The sequence below is a fragment of the Trinickia fusca genome, from assembly GCF_003628145.1.
GTDB lineage: Bacteria > Pseudomonadota > Gammaproteobacteria > Burkholderiales > Burkholderiaceae > Trinickia > Trinickia fusca.
The window spans coordinates 145,945-165,734 of the sequence record NZ_RBZV01000011.1 but is presented as its reverse complement, the minus strand read 5'-3'; the positions used below and the strand labels follow the sequence as shown (position 1 = coordinate 165,734).

Sequence of the window (19,790 nt, the reverse complement as noted above, 5' to 3'; positions counted from 1 at the left end):
ACGCCGGCGTTAAAAGCCGCGCGCAGCTGCGTCGAGCGAGGCGAATACGCGCTCGACGTCGGCCTCGCTCGTGCGCCAGTTCGAGAACGCGGCCCGCAAGCCCCATGTGCCCGCGTAGACCGTCGGCGAGATGAACACGTCGCCGGCATCGCGCACGGCCAACATGTATGCGTTCACGCGCGCCTCGGACGGCTCCTCGGCCAGCGTGAAGCACGCGACGTTCAGACGCGTCGGCGCAAGCAGACGCAAACGCGGATGGGAGTCGATGCGCTCCCCGAGCAGACGCGCCGTGCGGACGTTGCGCTCGACGATCTCGGCATGCCCCGCGCGGCCGTAGGCAGCAAGCGCGAACCAGGTGGCCATCGCGCGCAGTCGCCGCGAATTCTCCGGCGTCAGATGCACGAAGTCGGGATTTTCGCCGGGCACGCCAAGGTACGCCGCGCTGTTCTGGAACACGCGCACCTGCAGGTCGCGCCGTCGCGAGAATTGCACCGCCGCGTCGTACGGCACGTTGAGCCACTTGTGCAGGTCGACGCAGATCGAATCGGCCGCGTCGATGCCGTCGACCAGATGCGCATGCTCACGCGAGAGCGCCGCGAACGCGCCGAACGCCGCATCGACATGCAGCCAGAACGTGTAGCGCGACTTGAGCGCGGCGATGGCGCGCAGATCATCGAAGTCGACGGTGTTGACGGTGCCCGCATTGGCGACGACGATCACCGGTTCGCCCTGTGCACGCGCGAGCGCCGCCTCTAACGCGTCGATGTCGACGGCCTCGCGTTCCGCGAGCGTAGCCACCTTTTCCACCGAACGGCGCCCGATGCCGAGCATCGACAACGACTTGTAAATGCTCGAGTGCGGCGCGCCCGATAGCACGCGAATCTGCGGCAGCGCCGCAAGCCCGTCCTCGGCCACGCTGATGCCGCGCTGCTCGCCGAGCCATTCCCGCGCAATCGCGAGCCCGACGAAATTGGACATCGTCGCGCCACTCACGAACACGCCACGGTGCGCCTCGGAAAAGCCGAACAACTGCCGCAGGCGATCGACGGTCTCGCGCTCGAGATCGGGCGCGCTGCTGTCGATGCCGGCCGTCGGGTTCTGGTCGTAGACACTCGTGAGCCAATCGCCGGCGATCGCGGCCGGTGTCGCTCCACCCGTCACGAAGCCCAGATAGCGCGGCCCCGCGCTGCCTGAGAAACCCGGCGCCCAGCGGGCGACGAATTCGTCGAGGGCACCGGCTGCGCCCACGCCTTGCTCGGGCAGCGGTGCCGGCGTTGCGGCGTGCGGCGCCAGGGCCACGGCGCGCGCATCGATGCCATGCAAGGTCTCGGTCGCATGCCGCATCGTGCGTGCCAGCAACGGCTCGAGGTGGGCAAGGTCGTGCGACAGCTTCTCGTACATAACGCTCCTTCGTGACGCAATGACTGCACTATCGATAAGGATGACGAACCAACTTAACTCGCTGCACGCGGCGCATCGGCCGGTTCGTGGCGCCGCACCACGAGCCAGAATGCGAGCGCGCACAGATTGATACCGGCGCCCAGCAGACACACCGCACCCCAGCCCCCGCGCGCAAAGACCGCCGTCGACGCAATCGATCCACCCGCGCAACCGAGCGCGTACATCAGCATATACGCGGCGGTCACACGGCTACGCGCGCCGGAACGCACATGGTAGATCAGACTCTGGTTCGCCACATGCAACGCCTGCAAACCGAAATCGAAGACGACGACGCCGACCGCCAGCGCCCACACCGAATGCACGCCCCAAGCGGTCGGCAGCCACGAGAACAACATGCCGGCGAGGCCGGCGCCCGAGACCCACTGCGCCCGGCCGCGGTCGGCCAGGTGTCCGGCCCGCGCGGCGCCCAGCGCACCGGCCGCGCCGGCCAGGCCCAGCGCACCGATCGCCGTATGCGACAGCGCGAGCGGCGGCGCTGCAAGCGCCAATGCCATCGGCGTCCACAACACCATCGTCGCCGCGAACTGCAGGAACGCGAGACATGCCCGCAGGCGGAGCACCCGTTCGCTAGCGAGCAGCATGAACGTCGAGCTCAGCAGATGCCGATACGATGTGGACGTGGATGTAGACACGGCCTCTCGCTGCGCTGGCCGCATCGCCGACTTAGGCAGCGTTTTCGCAAGCGCCACGGCAATCGCCAGGATCAGAGCGGCCGAGACGAAGTAGACGGCGCGCCAGCCAGCCAGATCGGCGAGTGCCCCGGACAGCGTACGCGCGAGCAGGATGCCGAGCACGATGCCACTCGTGACCGTGCCCACGACCCGGCCTCGTTGAGCCGGCGCCGCGTGATTGGCCGCGAAGGCCACGATCACTTGCGCGACGACGCTGACAAAGCCGATCGCGGCCATACCGGCAAACAGTACGTCCGCATTCGGCGCGGCACCGATCGCCACAAGCGCGAGCACCGCGAACAGCAGTTGACCGAGGATGAGGCGACGCGGCTGCCATACGTCGCCAAGCGGCACCAGCAGCACGAGCCCGAGCCCGTAGCAGCCGAGCGTCACCGTTCCGACGAGGCCGATCGCCGCCGCATCGATATCGAAAGTGCTTGCCATCGCGTCGAGCAGCGGCTGCGCATAGTAGACGTTGGCGACCGCGCAGGCGGCTGCGATAGCGAGCAGCAACACGAAACGCAGCGGCAACGACGACGCGTCGAGCGCTAATGCGGAATCAGGAATGGGTTCGGCGCAAGCCGTGCAGGAAGACATCGGGAGGGCGATCGAGCGGAAAGTCGAGAAGACACGAGTCCGACAATCTAATGCGCGTCGCACACTACCCATTAGGCATGGCGTCCCGAATACCTTGCATGGCGTCCCAACCTTGCTGCCCTTCGCCGTTCGCGCGGGCAAAACCCTTGTTGCCGACACGGCGTCGCAAGCGAAACAGACCGAGTCGTCTTATGATCGATGCTTCATCAGTCAACACACATGGCCGCATCGCGCACGAACGATGCGGTCCGTCGCCCGCCCATCATGCAATTCGACGATCCAGTCCGCCCCTATCGGTTTTCGCTCGCCGAGCATGGCGCAGACGATCGCCTCGATGCCTGGCGCGCACAGCATCAGCTGTCGGCGTTCTCGCTCGTGAGCCCGCTCGATGCGAACGCCGATTATCGGTTTTCCGGCTATAAGCTTGGGCAGATGTCGCTGGGCTGCTGGCAATACACGGCCGGCCGCGCCGACGCGCCACCGCTCGTGTATGCGCTCGATCGTCCGGCGGCGACGGCACGCCGCGACGGCTTCGACAATTACGCGCTGAATTTCCGCATGACCGGTTCGATTCGCGGCGAGGCAAGCGGCCAATCGCTCGTCGTCGGGCCCGATGAGCTCGCGATCATCGATCAATCGCAGCCTTATCGGCGCGAGATCGTGGCAGGCAACGCAATGACATTGCTGATCGCACGCGACGTGCTGCCGCCGATGCCGAAGCAGTTGCACGGCATGACGCTACGCGGCGGTGCGACGCAGCTGCTGACCCAGCATCTCGCGAACGTCTGCGCACAGATCGAGACGTTATCCCCCGCCGAGCTGCCGCACGTCGCGCAGAGCATCGTGCATCTCGTGGCGGCCGTGCTCGCACCGACTGCCGAGCGGCTCGAGCTCACGCAGGACTTGATCGGCGCGGCGCGCTTTCGCAAGGTGAAGGCGCACATCGAGGCGCATCTGACCTCGGACGCGTTATCGCCGGACAGTATCTGCAAGGCTGTCGGCGTGTCGCGTTCGAACCTGTACCGATTGTTCGAGCGCGACGGCGGCGTGGCGAGCTACATCCGGCGACGCCGGCTTGCGGCAATCCACGACGCGCTTGCGACGCCGGGCGCAATCGACCTGCGCATCTCTGATCTGGCCCACCGCTACGGCTTTACGAGCCCTGCGCAATTGAGCCGTGCGTTCCGGCAGCAATACGGCCATGCACCGCGTGACACGATCGAAGCCGCGCTCGCAACGGGTCGCACACCATCGCGCGCGACGCCGGGCAGCCCACGCGCCGACTATGGCGGCTGGCTCGCCGATTTGCGTTAGCGACGCGCCGCGCTACCCGGCGATGCCGGCAGCCAGCGCGCCTCGATCACGCAGCCTGCTGCTGATACTGAATGCGATGCAGATGCGCGTAGAGGCCGCCGTGCCGCAACAGGTCGTCGTGACTGCCCTGCTCGACGATGCATCCAGCCTCCATCACGAGGATGCGATCGGCACGCTCGATCGTCGACAGGCGGTGCGCGATCACGAGCGTCGTGCGCCCCTTCATGAGCGTTTCGAGCGCAGCCTGCACGTGGCGCTCCGATTCCGAATCGAGTGCCGAGGTGGCCTCGTCGAGAATCAGGATCGGCGCGTCCTTGTAGATCGCGCGCGCGATGGCGAGACGCTGGCGCTGGCCACCCGACAAACGCATGCCGTTGCCGCCGATCATGGTGTCGATGCCGTCGGGCATGGCGGCGACCATGTCGGCCAAATTGGCCGCGGCCAGCGCCGCTTCCACGCGGGCGCGATCGGGCGTCGAGCCATACGCGACGTTGGCGGCCACCGTATCGTTGAACAGCACGACGTCCTGGCTCACCATCGCCATCTGGCTGCGCAGCGCGTGCACGTCGTATTCGTCGATGGGCACGCCGTCGACGAGAATCTGCCCGCCGCTCGGCGCGAAAAAGCGCGGCAGCAGGTTCACGAGCGTCGTCTTGCCGCTGCCCGAGGGGCCCGCCAGCGCGATCATTTCGCCAGGCGACGCCTTGAACGACACGCGATCGAGCGTGGGCCGATCGACGGCGCCATAGGTGAACGTGACGTCACGGAACTCGATCTCGCCGCGTGCATGGGTGAACGTGCGCGTGCCGCCCGCCGGCTCGCGCGGCTCGTCGATGAGACCGAAGATCAGCTCGGCGGCCGTCATGCCGCGCTGCAGCGGCTGGTTCACGTCGATCAGATGCTTGAGCGGCGAAATGACGAGCAGCATCGACGTCACGAACGCTACGAACCCGCCGACCGTCGTCTGGTTGTTCGCCGACTGCAAGACGGCGATCGTGATCACGATCGCCAGGGCGACCGACGCGAGCACCTGCGTGAGCGGCTGCGCAAGGCCGCCCGCGACCGTCATCCGCATCGCGTAACCGCGCAGGCGATGGCTCATCGCGGTGAAGCGGTTGATTTCGTACTGCTCACCGTTGTGCACTTTCACGACCTTGTAGCCGCCCACCGTCTCCTCGACGATGTACGACAGCTCGTTCGTGAGCGTTTGCTGCTCGCGCCCGAGCCGGCGCAGACGGCGATTGATCTTGCTGACGAGCCAGCCGATGCCGGGCAGGATCACCGCAACGATCAGCGTGAGGCGCCAGTTCAGGTAGAACAGGTAGCCGAGCAGGAAGATGACCGTCAGCGAATCGCGCACGAGCGTGATCATCACGCTCGTGAGTACGCTGAGGATCTGATTGACCTCGAAGACGATCGCGTTGATGACGGTGCTGGCCGTTTCGCGCTGGAAGAACGACGTGCTCGTGTGGATCATGCGCTCGAACATGTCGAGCCGCAGTTGCAGCAGGATGCGGTTCGATACGTAGGAGAGCAGATAACCGGACGCGTACTGCGAGATGCCGCGCACGAGCGCCAGGCCGATCACGGCGAGCGGCACATACCATTTCGCGTGATTGCTCGCGTTCGCGCCGAAGCCTTTGTCGAGCAGTGGCTTGAGCAGAGCCGGAATACCGGCGTCGGTCGCGGCGCTCACGCCCATCGATATGACGCCGAGCACGATGACCCAGATGAGCGGCTTCACATATGGCCAGAGTCGCCGCATCACCGAAGACGCCGACGTTTGCTCGCCGCCTATCGCCTTTCTCAAAGTAGCTGGGGTTTCCAAGACATTTCCACGATTCACGTTGCGACGAATTCCAACGCGCGCCGGCCGGCACGCGCGCATTCGCGCGCAAAAAAAGTTGTTCATTATAGTAGCGGTCCGCCTGCGCGCCGTTCGGCGTGCACCGGAGCACCGCTGACGCAACCGGTATACTCGCCCCTCTGACGAACTGAGTGACCGCTTGAGCACCTTGCCGCCCACCCCATCCGATTCCTCAGGCCGCCCCACGCTCGGCGTGGCCATCATCGCGCTGAACGCCCAGGCGCGCCTCGCGCAATGTCTGGAGGCCCTGTCGTTTGCGGACGAGATCGTCGTCGTCGACGCGGGCAGCGTCGATGCAACCGTCACGCTCGCGCAGGCACACGGCGCCCGCGTGATCGCGGAACCCCAGTGGCCCGGGTTTGGTCCCCAGAAGAACCGCGCGGTCGCCGCGCTCGACACCGACTGGATCCTGTCGATCGATACCGACGAAATCGTCACGCCCGAGCTCGCTGCGTCGATTCGCGAGGCCCTGCGCGCGCCGCGCACCGACATCTACGCCGTCGATCGGCTCTCGAGTTTCTGCGGCCATTGGGTCCGACACAGCGGCTGGTATCCGGACTGGATTCCGCGTCTGTTCAAGCGCGGCACGGCGCGATTCTCCGACGACCTCGTGCATGAGCGCCTCGTCTTCGATGGCCCCACCGAGCGGCTGACCGGCAAGCTCCTGCACTACTCCTACGAAGACTTCGAAACGGTAGTGCGAAAGCTCGACGCCTATTCGAGCGCGGGCGCACGTCAACGCTTCGAAGCCGGCAAGCGCGGTGGCGGCCTCGGCCGCGCGCTTGCGCGCGGGTTCTGGGCGTTCGTGCGCACGTATTTCCTGAAACTCGGCTTTCTCGACGGTCAAGCGGGGTTCATGATCGCCACGTTCAACGCGCAAACCGTCTATTACCGCTTTTTGAAGCTGGGGCTGGCCGCGAAGCAACAAACGCAGGCGCACTCGCCTCGCTGACAGGTGCGAGCGCGGCGCATGAAGCACGACGCCGCGCGTGCGGCTAGCGAGCGCGACGCTCGAGCGCCGAGACGTCGATCGGCGTAGCGGCGGCGGCTCGCGGTGCCTCGGCGATGCCCAGCAAGTCGGCAGCCGCGGCGATCACACGACGCGTCTCGAGGCCGGTCAAGCACTCGCTGAAGCTATCGACATACCGGTCACAGCCTTCGAGCTTGCACGGCACGCACGCCCCCTCGCCTTGCAGCAGATAGACGTTGCCGCGACGGCCGGAGCCTTGGAGCGGCCACGGCGCATCCCCTGCCGGCCAGCGATCGGGCCACGGCCCCCATCGCACGGGATTGGAAGGACCGAACAACGCCAGCGTGGGCGTGCCGCAAGCGGCGGCGATGTGCGTGACGCCCGTATCGGGACCGATGTAGAGCTTCGCGCGACGGATCGTCTCGGCCGTCTCGCCGAGCGTCAGCTGCCCAACGAGGTTCAGCACCGGCTCACCGGCCGCTTCCACGACCTGCCGTGCGTACGCCTGCTCGGCAGGCGCCGGCCCGCCGGTCAGCGCCACGGCAAACCCTTGCGCCCGCAGCCATGCGATCGTCTCGGCCCACCCTTCTACACGCCATTGCTTGTACGTATACATCGGATAGGGATGCAGCACGACGAGCGGCTGCTCGCGCGAGATGCCGGGCACGTTATCGAAGCGCGCGTCGAATCGCGCGCGCGAGGCAGGATCGTCCCCGATACCGGGCGCCACCACTTGCCCGACGGGCGCAACGCCCACGACGTCGGCAAGCGCGAGCACGCTGGTCACGGTATGTGCCACGCGATCGTCGTTGATGGCGAAGCGATTGAGCATGAAGCGCGCAAAGCGCGTCACGCGGGTCCAGTCGAGCAGCCCCACGCGCTTGCGGCCAGCGAACCACGTGTAAAAGCGCGCGCGATCGGACGGAATGGCCGCACACGCGAGATCGTAGCGACGCCATATGCGTGCGGCGTCGGCCAGACGCTCGCCCATGCGGGCACGCTGCGCGACGACGATCACGCGCCGGATGTCCGGGTTGTGCTCGAGCACGCCCTCGGTGCCGCGAAACACCAGCATATCGATTTGCGCGTCGGGCCACTGTGCCTTCAGCGAGCGCACGAGCGGCGTCGTCAGCAGCACATCGCCGATACGGCGCGTGCAGACGACCAGAATGGTTCTAGGTGGATGGAGAAACAAAGGGCGAGTCGTCACGATCACCAATGAAATTGCGTACCCGCGTTATTGTATTTGAGCCGCCTCGGCCGGCATTCGCGCAGCGGGCCGCACCCCCAGCTCGCGCGCGAGCGCCAGCATGCGTTGGTTGGCACTCGCCGGCGCAAGGCTCTCTACGTGTCGCAGCGCATTGGCCCGCACGTCGGCTCGCACTGCCGGATCGGTCAGCAGCCGCTCCATCGCCTCCGCCATCGCCCCGACGTCGCCAACGGGAACGAGCATCCCGGCCTTGCCACCGTTCAGCAGATCACGCGGCCCCGTCGGGCAATCCGTGGAAACCACCGGCGTGCCCAGCGCCATCGCCTCGGCCAGCACCATTGGGCACCCCTCGTAACGGCTGCTGAGCACGAGCATCTCGGCTTGCCGGACATAGGGAAACGGATTCGAACAGAAACCCAGGAAGTGCACGGAGTCGCGTAGCCCCAACTCGGCCGCCTCTCGCTCGAGCATCGCTTGATCCGGCCCTTCTCCGATCAGCACCAGATCGGGCACGCTCTTGCAACGCCCTCTCAACTGAGCGTAAGCATGAAGCAGCGTCTTGTGATCTTTCTGCCCGGCATCCAGACGCGCGACCGACACGATGAACGACGGTGCCGGCCGATCGATCGCTGCCTCGGCGCGTTTGCGGATCGCCTCGACGTCGATCACATTGGGCAACTCAACGACACGGACCTTGCGCGCGGCGAACAGTTGCTCGGCCTCGCGCCGCATCGCCGGCGCCAGCACCGCGACGGCGGCATAGCGCGAGAACTGTCGCACGCGCCGCGCCACATGGGCGTCGTCCTTGCCCGCCAAGCGTGCCGAAAAGCTGTAGTGGCTCACGCCGAACCAAGGCACCGGGCCGCGCCCGGCGATGTGCCGGAACGTGAAGTCGAAATCGCAGACGAGATCGAAGTGACGCGCAAGCCGCAGAAACCGGCGCGCGACGAGCGGCCGGATCACGGTGTGAGTCGAAAGCTTGTGCGCGATCTTTTCGCCCTTGTGCAGCTTGCGATGCCGCTCACGCTGGTGCAGCTCGCTCATCCACGGGGAGGACGCCAGGATGTGAATCGGCACATCCGACGGAATCGAATGCGCTCGCCAGAACGCAAGCGCGTCGGTCGGATACGTCACCGCCAACGCCGGCTCGAACAACTGCCTGTCGAGCCGGGTCAGCCACGCAATCAACGCCGTTTCGGTACCGCCACGGCCGAAATCGTCGATGTGGAAAAGAATACGTAGCGGTCGATGCGATTCGCCAGCAGTTGACTCGGGATTGCGATTCATCGGTGTGGTCGGTGTGGTTCTTGGTTTTGGCCGCTTCTACGAGACGGCTCGGCGCGTATGGCAAATCATTCTCGGGTCTCGAGACGGCACGCCACTGTGCGCGCCTCGAGCGTCAAAAGACCGTCAAGCTTCCCCGATCTCACGCTTGCGGGCCTCGATCCACGCGAGCAGTGTCGCCGTCGTCAGCGCGAAGAACGCCGTATTCATCACCAGCGTCAACACATCGATCGTCAATCCGAAGATGACCGTGCCTCCCACCAGCGTCATGCCCATATATGACGCGGTAGCAATATCCGCATCGGCGCTGTTCCGATTGCGCCAGAACGGCAGGAAGGTCCCCGCGTACAGGAAGAGCAATGCCGCCACACCGATGGTTCCTGTTTCGGCCAGGACCGAGAAGAACTCGCTGTGCGCGCGCCCGTTGATGATCAACGGAGACCCTTCCCCCTGCTTGACGAGACTGCGCGTGGCCGACTCGAGGCCGCCGCGTCCGACGCCGAGCAACGGGTGACTTGCATACAGGCGCAATGATGCGCGCCACAGGCCGAACCGCACCCCCGTCGACGTATCGGCATCGCCGTGCTGCAAATCCTGCAAGTCGGTGTGGAATGCTGCGACGCGCTCACGCACGACGCTCGTGCTCGCCAACGCCCCAGCGCAGACGAGCAGCGTGCTCGCAAACGCCATGCGCGCGCGGGTGCTTGCCAGCCAATGGCGGCCACCCACCGCGGCCCAGATCAAGAGCGGCAACGCGATCCAACCGCCACGCGCCCCCGATGCATACGACGCGTAGCAGCCGCCGAACAACGCCACGAGCTTGATCGTGACTTCGGCCCAGTGCGCATGCGTGCCGCGCCGGATCGACGCGACGGACAGAAAGCCCAGTACCAACGCGGTGTCGCCGAACGGAATCGGATTCGTGTATGGGTTGCCGACACGCTGCACGCCGTAAGCGACTGCGGGGTGCGCCATTTGATAGAACACCCATCCGCCGCACCACAGCGCACCGGCTACGCATCCCCACTGCACGAGCCGCAGCTGGCGCGAATCGAGCGAAGCGAGAAAGAAAAAGCTCGGCACGACGAGCGCAAGCCGCAACAACGGGTCGAGCGCCGGGAAATTGCCGATCCTTAGGACAACGATCTGAAACAGCACGAGGCATGGCAAAGCGAGCAGCGCAGCCACGAAAGTACGGTGCTGACGATACAACTCCGCCACACGCGCCCAGTGCGATTTGTCACGCAGATAAACGAGGGCCAGAGCAAGCACTACAAAGAAGCAATAACCGGTGCCGCCCCTCAGTGACAGCATCAAAGCCGGCGACAAGACAAGCGCTGCTGTTGTGACAAAGCCAAGCATTCGGATGGTACGCATTAAATCAAAAAAACCCGGGTCGATCGAAAAAAGCTCACGGCGGCAGTCCGGCAATTTTCGGCTCAGCCGACGAACCAACTATCCCAAGAAACACGCAATTATAGCCGGCCCGCCCGCGTCCAAATCATTGATAGGCCTGAAGAAATCTAAACGGCGCGTTACAGCGCCATCCCTACCGGCTCTGAGGCAAAGCCGCTCAAGCCGCGCTCAAGCGGTCCTGCGGACTGGGTATGACGCCGGGTTGTGCGGCGCGAGCCGCGACGTCGACAGGCCACACGGTCTCGATTGCCTCGCACACCTCGGCGACGCTCGGTGCGGCCCCGTCGTCACCGACCGAGACAGACCGACCAGGCATACCGACGCCGAAGTGCTTGCGTGAGGTGGCGGTGAAAATCATGACCGTCGGCTTGTCGAGCGCACTGGCCAAATGAACGAACCCTGTATCGGTTCCGACGACGAGCGCGCACTGATCGATATGCTGTGCGACTTCCTCGACGCGCAGCCGAGGCAGGACGATTGCATCCGGGATCCCTGCGGCGATCGAGACGGCCTCGGCGTGCTCACTCTCCGATCCCCATGGCAACGCGACGCGCATTCCCCTTTCGATCAGGTGGCGGCCCACTTGATGCCAGCGCTCGACCGGCCATTTCTTGGCCTCTCCTGATGTCGCATGAAACAGCAGCGCGAACGGACCGCCCCGCGCCACCTCGGGAAGCGCGACCGGTTTCGGGATAGCGAGGTCGAAACGCGGGGCGCCATCGACGACGTAACCCAATGCGCCGGCGACGCTTTTGCGCATGCCCTCGCACGCGCCAACACTGCCGTCGCGCGGCGCGAAGCGACGCGTATAGGCAAACGCGGCCCCCTGCTCGCCGAGGTCGTTCGAGCGATAGCCGTAGCGGCGTCGCGAACGTGCGAGAAACGCAATGATCGCGCTCTTGTAGACACCATGGACGTCGATGACGGCGTCATACTTGACTCGCCGCAGTTCGGCGATCGATGCGGCTATCGCCTTCAGATCCGCCCCACCGCGCTGCTTCTTATAACGTCGCAGCGGTGCGCACAACACCCTGGATACACCAGGATTCCAGCGGGGAACGTCTGCACAAGACGCATCGGCGGCCCAATCGACTTCGATGCCGGGAAACGCGCGATGCAGGTCAGCAACGAGCGGCTGCGCCAGCACGACATCACCAAGCGACGTCACTTTGACGATAAGAACGCGGTTCATGGCCCGTCCAAGATCTTTTATGAAGCAAAAGGGTGTGCACATCGCACGGTATTGCCGTGCAGCGTTATCACCAGGCTAGCTCGAGCTCACCGGCGAATGGCCTGCACGCCGCTCCAGGTCGATCCGGCCGGCGAGCGCGAGCAGCGCGTCGACGTGGCCAGCGACGCTGACATCATAGTTGACCGATTGCCCGCTGAGTTGAACTTCGCTGCCGGATTTGTTACGGCGCAATGCATCGACGGCGCGCGTGAGCGTCGCATGCAAGTCTTTCGCATCGTTTGGCGCGAAGACGAACTTGGCATGATCGGCAATGGCGTCGCAACAGCCGATATTCGCGGACAGAACGACCGGTGTTCCACACATCACCGACTCGATGCCGACGAGACCGAACGGTTCGTACTTCGAAGCAAGAATCGTGAAGTCGGCGGCGCGATAGCAATCCTCGATGTCCTTGACGTAGCCAATATAGCGGATGCGCGAGTTCGTCGATTCGACGGGACGCCCGGCCACGGCGACGACGACGGGCAGCGTCGTCGCGCGCAGCGCTTGCTCGATGAGCGGCAAACCCTTGCGTTCGTGGCTGCTCGAGGGGAACAGCAACACGATCTCGTCGTCGGCGAAGCCGAAGCGCCGACGCAGCGCGGACCGCACGCCCGGCTCGCACGGCGTGAAGCGCGCACGGTCGACGGGCGGATACAACACACGAATCTTGGCGTCGTCGACGCCGTAGAGGCGCATCAGCTCTTCGCGCATCTGCATCGAGTGCGCAACGACCACGCTGGCGCGCGCATATTGCCGGCTCTCGAGTGCAATCTGCCAGGCGTCGGAGCGCTTGGGCGCGCGGCCGACAGCAGCGAGAAAGCCCCGATGCGTGCCGCCGCAGATCGCAAGCTCCGAAGCATCGACCCGGTTGCAGCCGATCAGCACGTCGACGCCCGCGTTGCGCCGCATCGCGCGCAAGCGCCACGAAAACCAGACATCACGGAGCTTGCCCGGCAAAAACGAAACCAGGATACGGTGCGGGCGCACGAGCTGGCTTTCAGGCAGTTCGCGATCGAACTGGCGAGCGAAAAAAGCAGGCTCGACCCCGCGCGCGGCAAGCCCACGCACCAGATCCATCGCGTAACGCTCCAGGCCGCCGCCATGTTTGAGCGCGTTGGCCGAAATACCGATCTTGATCTGACCGACTACGTCGCTACGGTCGAGAGCGGGATTCAATAGACGATCTCCACCGCACCGCCCGCGAACGCACTGCGCAATTGCGCGAGCAGCTCGTCGGACGGCCGCACCCGCCAGGCGTCGCCGAGGCGCATTTCGCCTTGCGCACGCGCGTTGGAATAAGCAATTTGCACCGCGAGTCCATTGGGGGTCGGCGCCGCGGCACGCTGTCGGCCTGCGTCGCCGCCCCCTGCCCCTGCACCGCGCCCGGCTCCGCGCGGCCCGACGGCGGCGGGCGCCGGCACATTTTCCGGCACCTCGGCCGTTTTCGCGACGTGCGGCTCGAGCACACGCTTGAGCGCGGCAGCGTCGGCGTTGCCGTTCATGCTGACCTTCACCGCTTGCGCATAACGGCTACGCGCACGTTCAAGGTCCATCACCGTGTCGACGGTAAAGCGAATACCGCCCGTGAATGCATCGTTGCGCGCCTGTCCTTGCACGACGATCAGCTCGTCTTCCTTGAAGATGGCTTTGTGCGCCTCGAATTGCTCGTTGAATACCGTTACTTCGCACTGCCCCGTGCCGTCGTCGATGAGCGCGATCAGCATCTTGCCGCGCTGAGTCATCTGCGTGCGCAGCGAGGCGATGATGCCGGCCACGAGCTTGTCTCGCCCTTCCTTCAAATCGACGAGCTTCGTCCGCGCGAAGCGGCGCACCTCGCCCTTGTAGGCATCGAACAGGTGGCCCGACAGATAGAAGCCCAACGCGGTCTTCTCTTCCTGCAGCTTGCGCTTTTCGTGCCATGCCGGCTCGTCGACGAGCTCATGCCCCTGCGACGGCGCATCGCCCATGTCGAAGAGCCCCGCCTGCATGGCGTTCGCGCTCGCCTGATCGGCCGCTTCCATCGCCAGCGATACCGAGGCGATCAGCTGGGCGCGATTGTCGTGCAGTGGATCGAACGCGCCCGAGCGGATCAGCGCCTCGATCGTGCGTCGATTGACGACGCGCCGGTCGATACGCGAGCAAAAATCGAACAGATCCTTGAACGGGCCGTCCTCGCGCGCGCGCAGAATCTCCTCGATCGCGTTCTGGCCGCTGCCCTTGACCGCACCGAGGCCGTAGCGAATCGTGCGCGACGGCTTTCCGTCCGGCTCGGCAACCGGCTCGAAGCGGTAGGCCGAGCGATTGATGTCGGGCGGAAGCACGGCGATGCCGTTTTCCTTCGCACAGCAATCGTCGTAGAGAATCTTGACCTTGTCGGTGTCGTCCATCGCCAAGCTCATGTTGGCTGCCATGAACTCGGCGCGGTGATGCGCCTTCAGCCACGCCGTGTGGTACGCGAGCAGCGCGTAGGCGGCCGCGTGCGACTTGTTGAAGCCGTAGCCCGCGAACTTCTCCATCAAGTCGAAGATCTCGTCGGACTTCTCGCGCGTGAGGCCGTTCTTCGCGGCGCCCTCGGCGAAGATCTCGCGATGCTGGGCCATCTCTTCGGGCTTCTTCTTGCCCATCGCACGGCGCAGCAAGTCCGCGCCGCCGAGCGAGTAGCCGCCGATGATCTGCGCCATCTGCATCACCTGCTCCTGATAGACCATGATGCCGTAGGTCTCTTTCAGAACAGGCTCGACGCGCGGGTCCGGAAACTCGACGATCTCGCGGCCGTGCTTACGCGCGCAAAAGCTCGGGATCAGGTCCATCGGGCCCGGGCGGTACAGCGCCACGAGCGCGATGATGTCCTCGAAGCGGTCGGGCTGCGCGTCCTTCAGCATGCCTTGCATGCCGCGGCTTTCCAGCTGGAACACGGCGACCGTGTTCGCTTTCTTCAGGATGGCGAACGAAGCGGGATCGTCGAGCGGCACCTGCGCGAGCGACCAGTCGGCCTTCGACGGATCGAGCCGGCGGATATAGCGCTCGGCCCAGTCGAGGATCGTCAGCGTCGTCAGGCCCAAAAAGTCGAACTTCACGAGGCCGACCGCTTCCACGTCGTCCTTGTCGTACTGGCTCACGACGCCGCCCTCGTCGCCCTGCATGTAGAGCGGACAGAAGTCGGTCAGCTTGCCCGGGGCGATCAGCACACCGCCCGCGTGCATGCCGACGTTACGCGTGAGCCCTTCCACGCGCTGCGCGAGTTCGAGCAGCTGGTGCACTTCGTCTTCGTTGTCGAAGCGCTCCTGCAGCAGCGGCTCTTCCTTCATCGCGTCGGCAATCGTCACATGCTTGCCGGGCTTGAACGGGATCAGCTTCGCGACGCCGTCCGTGAACATGTAGCCGAGATCGAGCACGCGGCCGATGTCGCGCACCGCGGCCTTCGCGGCCATCGTACCGAACGTCGCGATCTGCGACACGGCATCGGCGCCGTACTTCTCCTTCACGTATTGAATGACGCGGTCGCGCCCGTGCTGGCAGAAGTCGATGTCGAAGTCGGGCATCGACACGCGTTCCGGATTCAAGAAGCGCTCGAACAGCAGGTTGTAGCGCAGCGGATCGAGATCGGTGATGCCGAGCGCGTACGCGACGAGCGAGCCGGCGCCCGAGCCCCGGCCGGGCCCCACGGGCACGCCGTTGTTCTTGGCCCAGTTGATGAAGTCCGCGACGATCAGGAAGTAGCCCGGAAAGCCCATCTTGGTGATCGTGCCGCACTCGAAGTCGAGCCGCTGGTAGTACGACTCGCGCTGCTTCGTGCGCTCGGCTTCGTCGGCATACAGCTCGACGAGACGCTTCTCGAGCCCTTCTTTCGACAACTGCACGAGGTAGTCGTCGAGCGACATGCCGTCGGGCGTCGGAAAGAGCGGCAGCTTCGGCTTGCCGAGCTCGAGCGTCAGATTGCAGCGCTTGGCGATCTCGACGGTGTTCGCGATGGCCGACGGGATGTCGGCGAAGAGCGCGGCCATTTCGCTCTGCGTGCGAAAGTTCTGCTCGGTCGAGAAGCGCTTCTGGCGACGCGGATTCGCGAGGATGTCGCCTTCGGAAATGCAGACACGCGCTTCGTGCGCGGTGTAGTCGTCAGCCGTCATGAACTGCACGGGGTGCGTCGCGACGACGGGCAGCTTGAGCGCGGCCGCGAGCTCGACCGCTTGCTGTACGTACGCTTCGGCACCGGGCTGGCCGCAGCGCTGCAGCTCGATGTAGAACGCATTGGGAAAGCGCTTGGCCCAACGTTCGGCGTGCCGCTTGGCCGCTTCGACGTTGCCGGCCGCGAGCGCAAGGCCGATGTCGCCCTGTTGCGCGCCCGAGAGCGCGAGCAGCCCTGCGCTGAGCGGCCCCTCGAGCCATTCGATCTCGACCTCGGCACGGCCGCGGTACTGATTCGTGAGCCAAGCTTTCGTCAGCAGCTCGCACAGGTTCAGATAGCCGCGGCGATCCTTCACGAGCAGCAACACGCGCGAAGGCTTGTCGCGATCGGCCGGATTGGTGATCCACACGTCGCAGCCCGCGATCGGCTTGATGCCCTTGCCGCGAGCTTCCTTGTAGAAACGAACGAGACCGAACGCGTTGGCAAGATCGGTCAATGCGAGCGCGCCCTGGCCGTCTGCCGCGGCGGCCTTGACGATATCGTCGAGGCGCACGATGCCGTCGGCGATCGAGAACTCAGAGTGGACGCGGAGATGGACGAAGCGGGGTTCTAGCATGGGCGATATTGTACATCCGCCCCTTGTGCGCTCCCGCGAGAAAAAGGGGGCGCGCCTCGTTTGCGGGATAATATGCGTTTTCCGATTTTTCGCGCCGCGAACCCCTCGCGCGCCGACCGCATTACATCATGAGTATCGTCAATCTCGCCGCCTATCAGTTCGTCACGCTCGAGGCCATCCAGGAATGGCGTCCGCTCGTCACCGAGCGCTGCGTGGCCCTCGGCCTGCGCGGCACGATCCTGCTCTCGCCCGAGGGCATCAACCTGTTCATCGCCGGCGCGGCCGACGCGACCGACCAATTCATCGACTACCTGCGCCACGACCCGCTGTTCGAGGGCAAATTCGCGCAGCTTCAGTTCAAGGTCAGCCATTCGCCGACGCAGCCGTTTCGCCGCATGCTCGTGAAGCTCAAGCGCGAAATCATCACGATGAACAAGCCCGCGATCAAGCCCGAGCTCGGCCGCGCACCATTCGTCGATGCCGCCACGCTCAAGCGTTGGCTCGATTGCGGCCAGGACGATACGGGCCGCCCCGTCGTCATGCTCGATACGCGTAACGCGTTCGAAGTCGACGTCGGCACGTTCGACAACGCAATCGACTACCGCATCACGAAGTTCAGCGAGTTTCCGGCCGTTGTCGAAGCGAATCGCGGCGAGCTCGAGGGCAAAACCGTCGTGTCGTTCTGCACGGGCGGCATTCGCTGCGAGAAGGCCGCGATCCACATGAAGGAAGCCGGCATCGAGCACGTGTATCAGCTCGAGGGCGGCATCCTCAAATACTTCGAGGAAGTGGGCGGCGCCCACTATCACGGCGAGTGCTTCGTGTTCGACTACCGCACCGCGCTGAATCCGCAGCTCGCGCCCACCGAGACGACGCAATGCTTCGGCTGCCGCGCCGTCGTCACGCTCGAGGACCAGCGCTCGCCGCTTTACACGCCGGGCAAGACCTGCCCCGCCTGCCACCCGCAACGCGACTCGGCGCCAACGGCACGCACGGCGCAGGCCGCCTGACGCGCCCAACATGCTCGCCGGCCTCGCCGCTCGCCACGGCATTTCGGGCTATCGCGGCCGCTTCGCGCCGTCGCCGACCGGGCCGTTGCATATCGGCTCGCTCGTGGGCGCGCTCGCGAGCTATCTCGATGCGCGCGCACACGGCGGCGTCTGGCTCGTGCGCATCGAGGACATCGACGGACCGCGCACCGTCGCCGGCGCCGATCGCGCAATCCTCGCGACACTCGAGTCCTTCGGCATGCGGCCCGACGAACCGCCCGTGTGGCAGAGCACGCGCACGGCCGACTACGAGCGGGCGCTCGAACAGCTCGAAGGCGGCGCGCTAGTCTATCCGTGCGGCTGCACGCGCAAGGAAATCGCCGACTCGCTCGCTCACGCGCACGCTCGCCATACGACGCTCGCCTATCCCGGCACATGCCGTCAAGGTCTCGGCGGCAAGCCCGCACGCGCCTGGCGTCTACGCGTGCCCGATGGCGACGCGGCCATCGTCTCGTTCGAGGATCGATGGCAAGGCCGGCAAACGCAAAATCTCGCCACCGAAGTCGGCGACTTCGTGCTCAAGCGCGCCGACGGCCAGTGGGCGTACCAGCTCGCGGTCGTCGTGGACGATGCCGACGCCGGCATCACGCATGTCGTGCGCGGCGCCGACCTCATCGATTCCACCGCGCGACAGATCTACCTGCAGCGCTGCCTTGCCGTGCCCACGCCCGCCTACTTGCATGTCCCCGTCGTGCTCGATGCGCACGGCGAGAAACTGAGCAAGCAAACGGGCGCGACGGCACTCGATGCGAGCCGCCCGCTGCCGGCTTTACTCGCCTGCGCACGCCATCTGGGCCTGCCGCTCGCCAGCAGCGACACGGCCTATCCCTCGCTCGAGACGTTCTACGCCGACGCCACCGCGGCCTGGGCCAGGCGCTTCGCGCCACACGCGCGCTGAGCAGGTCGCCGGCCTCAACCGTTACGAAAGAGGAAGCTATAAGCGCTCAGTGCAGGCGCGCCGCCCAGGTGCGCGAACAGCACGCGCGAGCCGGGCGGAAATTCGCCGAGCCTGACCTTGTCGATCATGCCGTGCATCGATTTACCTTCGTAGACCGGGTCCGTCAGCATGCCTTCGAGCCGCGCGCACAGCCGGATCGCCTCGAGCGTGCCTTCGTTCGGCAGTCCGTATTCAGGGCCACCGTAGCGTGTATCGAGCACGACCTCGCATTCGTCGATCGTGCGCCCGAGCCCGACCAGCTCGGCCGTGCTCGCGGCGATGTGCGCAATTTGCGCACGCGTGGCATCGGGCTTGGCCGAGGCGTCGATCCCGATCACGCGCTCGGCGCGCCCGTCGGCCGCAAAGCCTACGATCATCCCCGCCTGCGTGCTGCCCGTCACCGAACACACGACGATGTAGTCGAAGCGAAAACCGAGCTCGGCTTCCTGCTGGCGCACCTCCTGCGCAAAGCCGACGAAGCCGAGCCCACCCAGCCGATGCTCGGAACAGCCGGCCGGGATCGCGTACGGTTTGCCGCCGGCCGCGTGCACGCTGTCGATCGCGTCCTGCCAGCTGCGGCGAATGCCGATGTCGAAGCCATCCGGCACGAGCCGCACGTCGGCGCCCAGGATGCGCGACAGCTCGATGTTGCCGACGCGGTCATAGACGCAATCGTGATAGTTGACCCAATTCTCCTGCACGAGCACGCACTTCATGCCGAGATGCGCGGCCACGGCCGCGACCTGCCGCGTCTGGTTCGACTGAATTCCGCCGATCGACACGAGCGTGTCGCATCCTTGCGCGAGCGCGTCGGGCACGAGGTATTCGAGCTTGCGCGTCTTGTTGCCGCCGAACGCGAGCCCGCTATTGCAGTCTTCGCGCTTGGCGTAGAGCTCGACCTTGCCGCCCAGATGCGCGCTCAAGCGCTTGAGCGGCTGGATCGGGGTGGGACCAAATGTCAGGGGATAACGCGGGAATCGCTCGAGATTCATGACGGGCTCCGGGTAGACGACGAAGGCGCTCGGCGGCGCCTCTCGC

General features: G+C 65.4%; 14 protein-coding genes. 4 read left to right on the top strand and 10 right to left on the bottom strand.

From position 1 onward, the window contains the following. Positions 1-9 precede the first annotated feature (9 nt). Both D7S89_RS21655 and D7S89_RS21650 read right to left on the bottom strand, forming a co-directional pair. The gene (locus D7S89_RS21655; protein ID WP_121280904.1) at positions 10-1,401 is read right to left on the bottom strand and encodes a pyridoxal phosphate-dependent decarboxylase family protein; all 1,392 of its coding nucleotides are present in this window, start codon (positions 1,399-1,401) and stop codon (positions 10-12) included. Between the two features lie 53 nt (positions 1,402-1,454). After that, complete coding sequence (locus D7S89_RS21650) at positions 1,455-2,729, bottom strand: MFS transporter (RefSeq protein WP_121280903.1); 1,275 nt, start codon at positions 2,727-2,729, stop codon at positions 1,455-1,457. Between the two features lie 219 nt (positions 2,730-2,948). Here D7S89_RS21650 and D7S89_RS21645 point away from each other — a divergent pair, with 219 nt between their 5' ends. After that, positions 2,949-4,043 (top strand): helix-turn-helix domain-containing protein, encoded by a 1,095-nt coding sequence (locus tag D7S89_RS21645; protein ID WP_220702191.1) that lies wholly within the window; start codon positions 2,949-2,951, stop codon positions 4,041-4,043. A 46-nt stretch (positions 4,044-4,089) separates the two neighbouring features. Here the strand turns inward: D7S89_RS21645 and msbA are convergent, their stop codons facing one another. Further along, a complete protein-coding gene (gene msbA, locus D7S89_RS21640) occupies positions 4,090-5,871 on the bottom strand; it encodes a lipid A export permease/ATP-binding protein MsbA (protein WP_121280901.1) in 1,782 nt (593 codons plus the stop codon). Between the two features lie 187 nt (positions 5,872-6,058). Here msbA and D7S89_RS21635 point away from each other — a divergent pair, with 187 nt between their 5' ends. Further along, positions 6,059-6,862 carry a glycosyltransferase family 2 protein gene (locus D7S89_RS21635; protein ID WP_121280936.1) on the top strand — a complete coding sequence of 268 codons (804 nt, stop codon included), beginning with the start codon at positions 6,059-6,061 and terminating at the stop codon, positions 6,860-6,862. 43 nt (positions 6,863-6,905) lie between these two features. On the opposite strand, the gene D7S89_RS21630 is transcribed toward D7S89_RS21635, so the two are convergent. The 6 genes from D7S89_RS21630 to dnaE form a co-directional block, all read right to left on the bottom strand. Then, entirely contained in the window at positions 6,906-8,090 is a 1,185-nt protein-coding gene (locus D7S89_RS21630; RefSeq protein ID WP_245983117.1) for a glycosyltransferase family 9 protein, read from the bottom strand. 27 nt (positions 8,091-8,117) lie between these two features. Beyond that, on the bottom strand, positions 8,118-9,377 hold the full coding sequence (locus D7S89_RS21625; RefSeq protein WP_121280900.1) for a glycosyltransferase: 1,260 nt from the start codon (positions 9,375-9,377) through the stop codon (positions 8,118-8,120). A 123-nt stretch (positions 9,378-9,500) separates the two neighbouring features. Beyond that, positions 9,501-10,646, bottom strand: coding sequence for an O-antigen ligase family protein (locus tag D7S89_RS21620; protein ID WP_183085301.1), 1,146 nt, complete (start codon positions 10,644-10,646; stop codon positions 9,501-9,503). Between the two features lie 301 nt (positions 10,647-10,947). Continuing rightward, complete coding sequence (waaC, locus tag D7S89_RS21615) at positions 10,948-11,982, bottom strand: lipopolysaccharide heptosyltransferase I (RefSeq protein WP_121280898.1); 1,035 nt, start codon at positions 11,980-11,982, stop codon at positions 10,948-10,950. Positions 11,983-12,057: 75 nt separating this feature from the next. After that, positions 12,058-13,161, bottom strand: coding sequence for a glycosyltransferase family 4 protein (locus D7S89_RS21610; protein ID WP_121280934.1), 1,104 nt, complete (start codon positions 13,159-13,161; stop codon positions 12,058-12,060). Between the two features lie 35 nt (positions 13,162-13,196). Beyond that, a complete protein-coding gene (gene dnaE / locus D7S89_RS21605) occupies positions 13,197-16,775 on the bottom strand; it encodes a DNA polymerase III subunit alpha (protein ID WP_121280897.1) in 3,579 nt (1,192 codons plus the stop codon). 119 nt (positions 16,776-16,894) lie between these two features. On the opposite strand from dnaE, the gene D7S89_RS21600 reads away from it, so the two are divergent. Continuing rightward, the gene (locus tag D7S89_RS21600; protein ID WP_121280896.1) at positions 16,895-17,776 is read left to right on the top strand and encodes a sulfurtransferase; all 882 of its coding nucleotides are present in this window, start codon (positions 16,895-16,897) and stop codon (positions 17,774-17,776) included. Positions 17,777-17,816: 40 nt separating this feature from the next. Continuing rightward, positions 17,817-18,713: a tRNA glutamyl-Q(34) synthetase GluQRS gene (gene gluQRS, locus D7S89_RS21595; RefSeq protein ID WP_121280933.1), complete on the top strand. Its 897-nt coding sequence runs from the start codon at positions 17,817-17,819 to the stop codon at positions 18,711-18,713. Between the two features lie 14 nt (positions 18,714-18,727). On the opposite strand, the gene D7S89_RS21590 is transcribed toward gluQRS, so the two are convergent. Then, the gene (locus D7S89_RS21590; protein ID WP_121280932.1) at positions 18,728-19,744 is read right to left on the bottom strand and encodes a 1-aminocyclopropane-1-carboxylate deaminase; all 1,017 of its coding nucleotides are present in this window, start codon (positions 19,742-19,744) and stop codon (positions 18,728-18,730) included. Between the last annotated feature and the right edge of the window lie 46 nt (positions 19,745-19,790).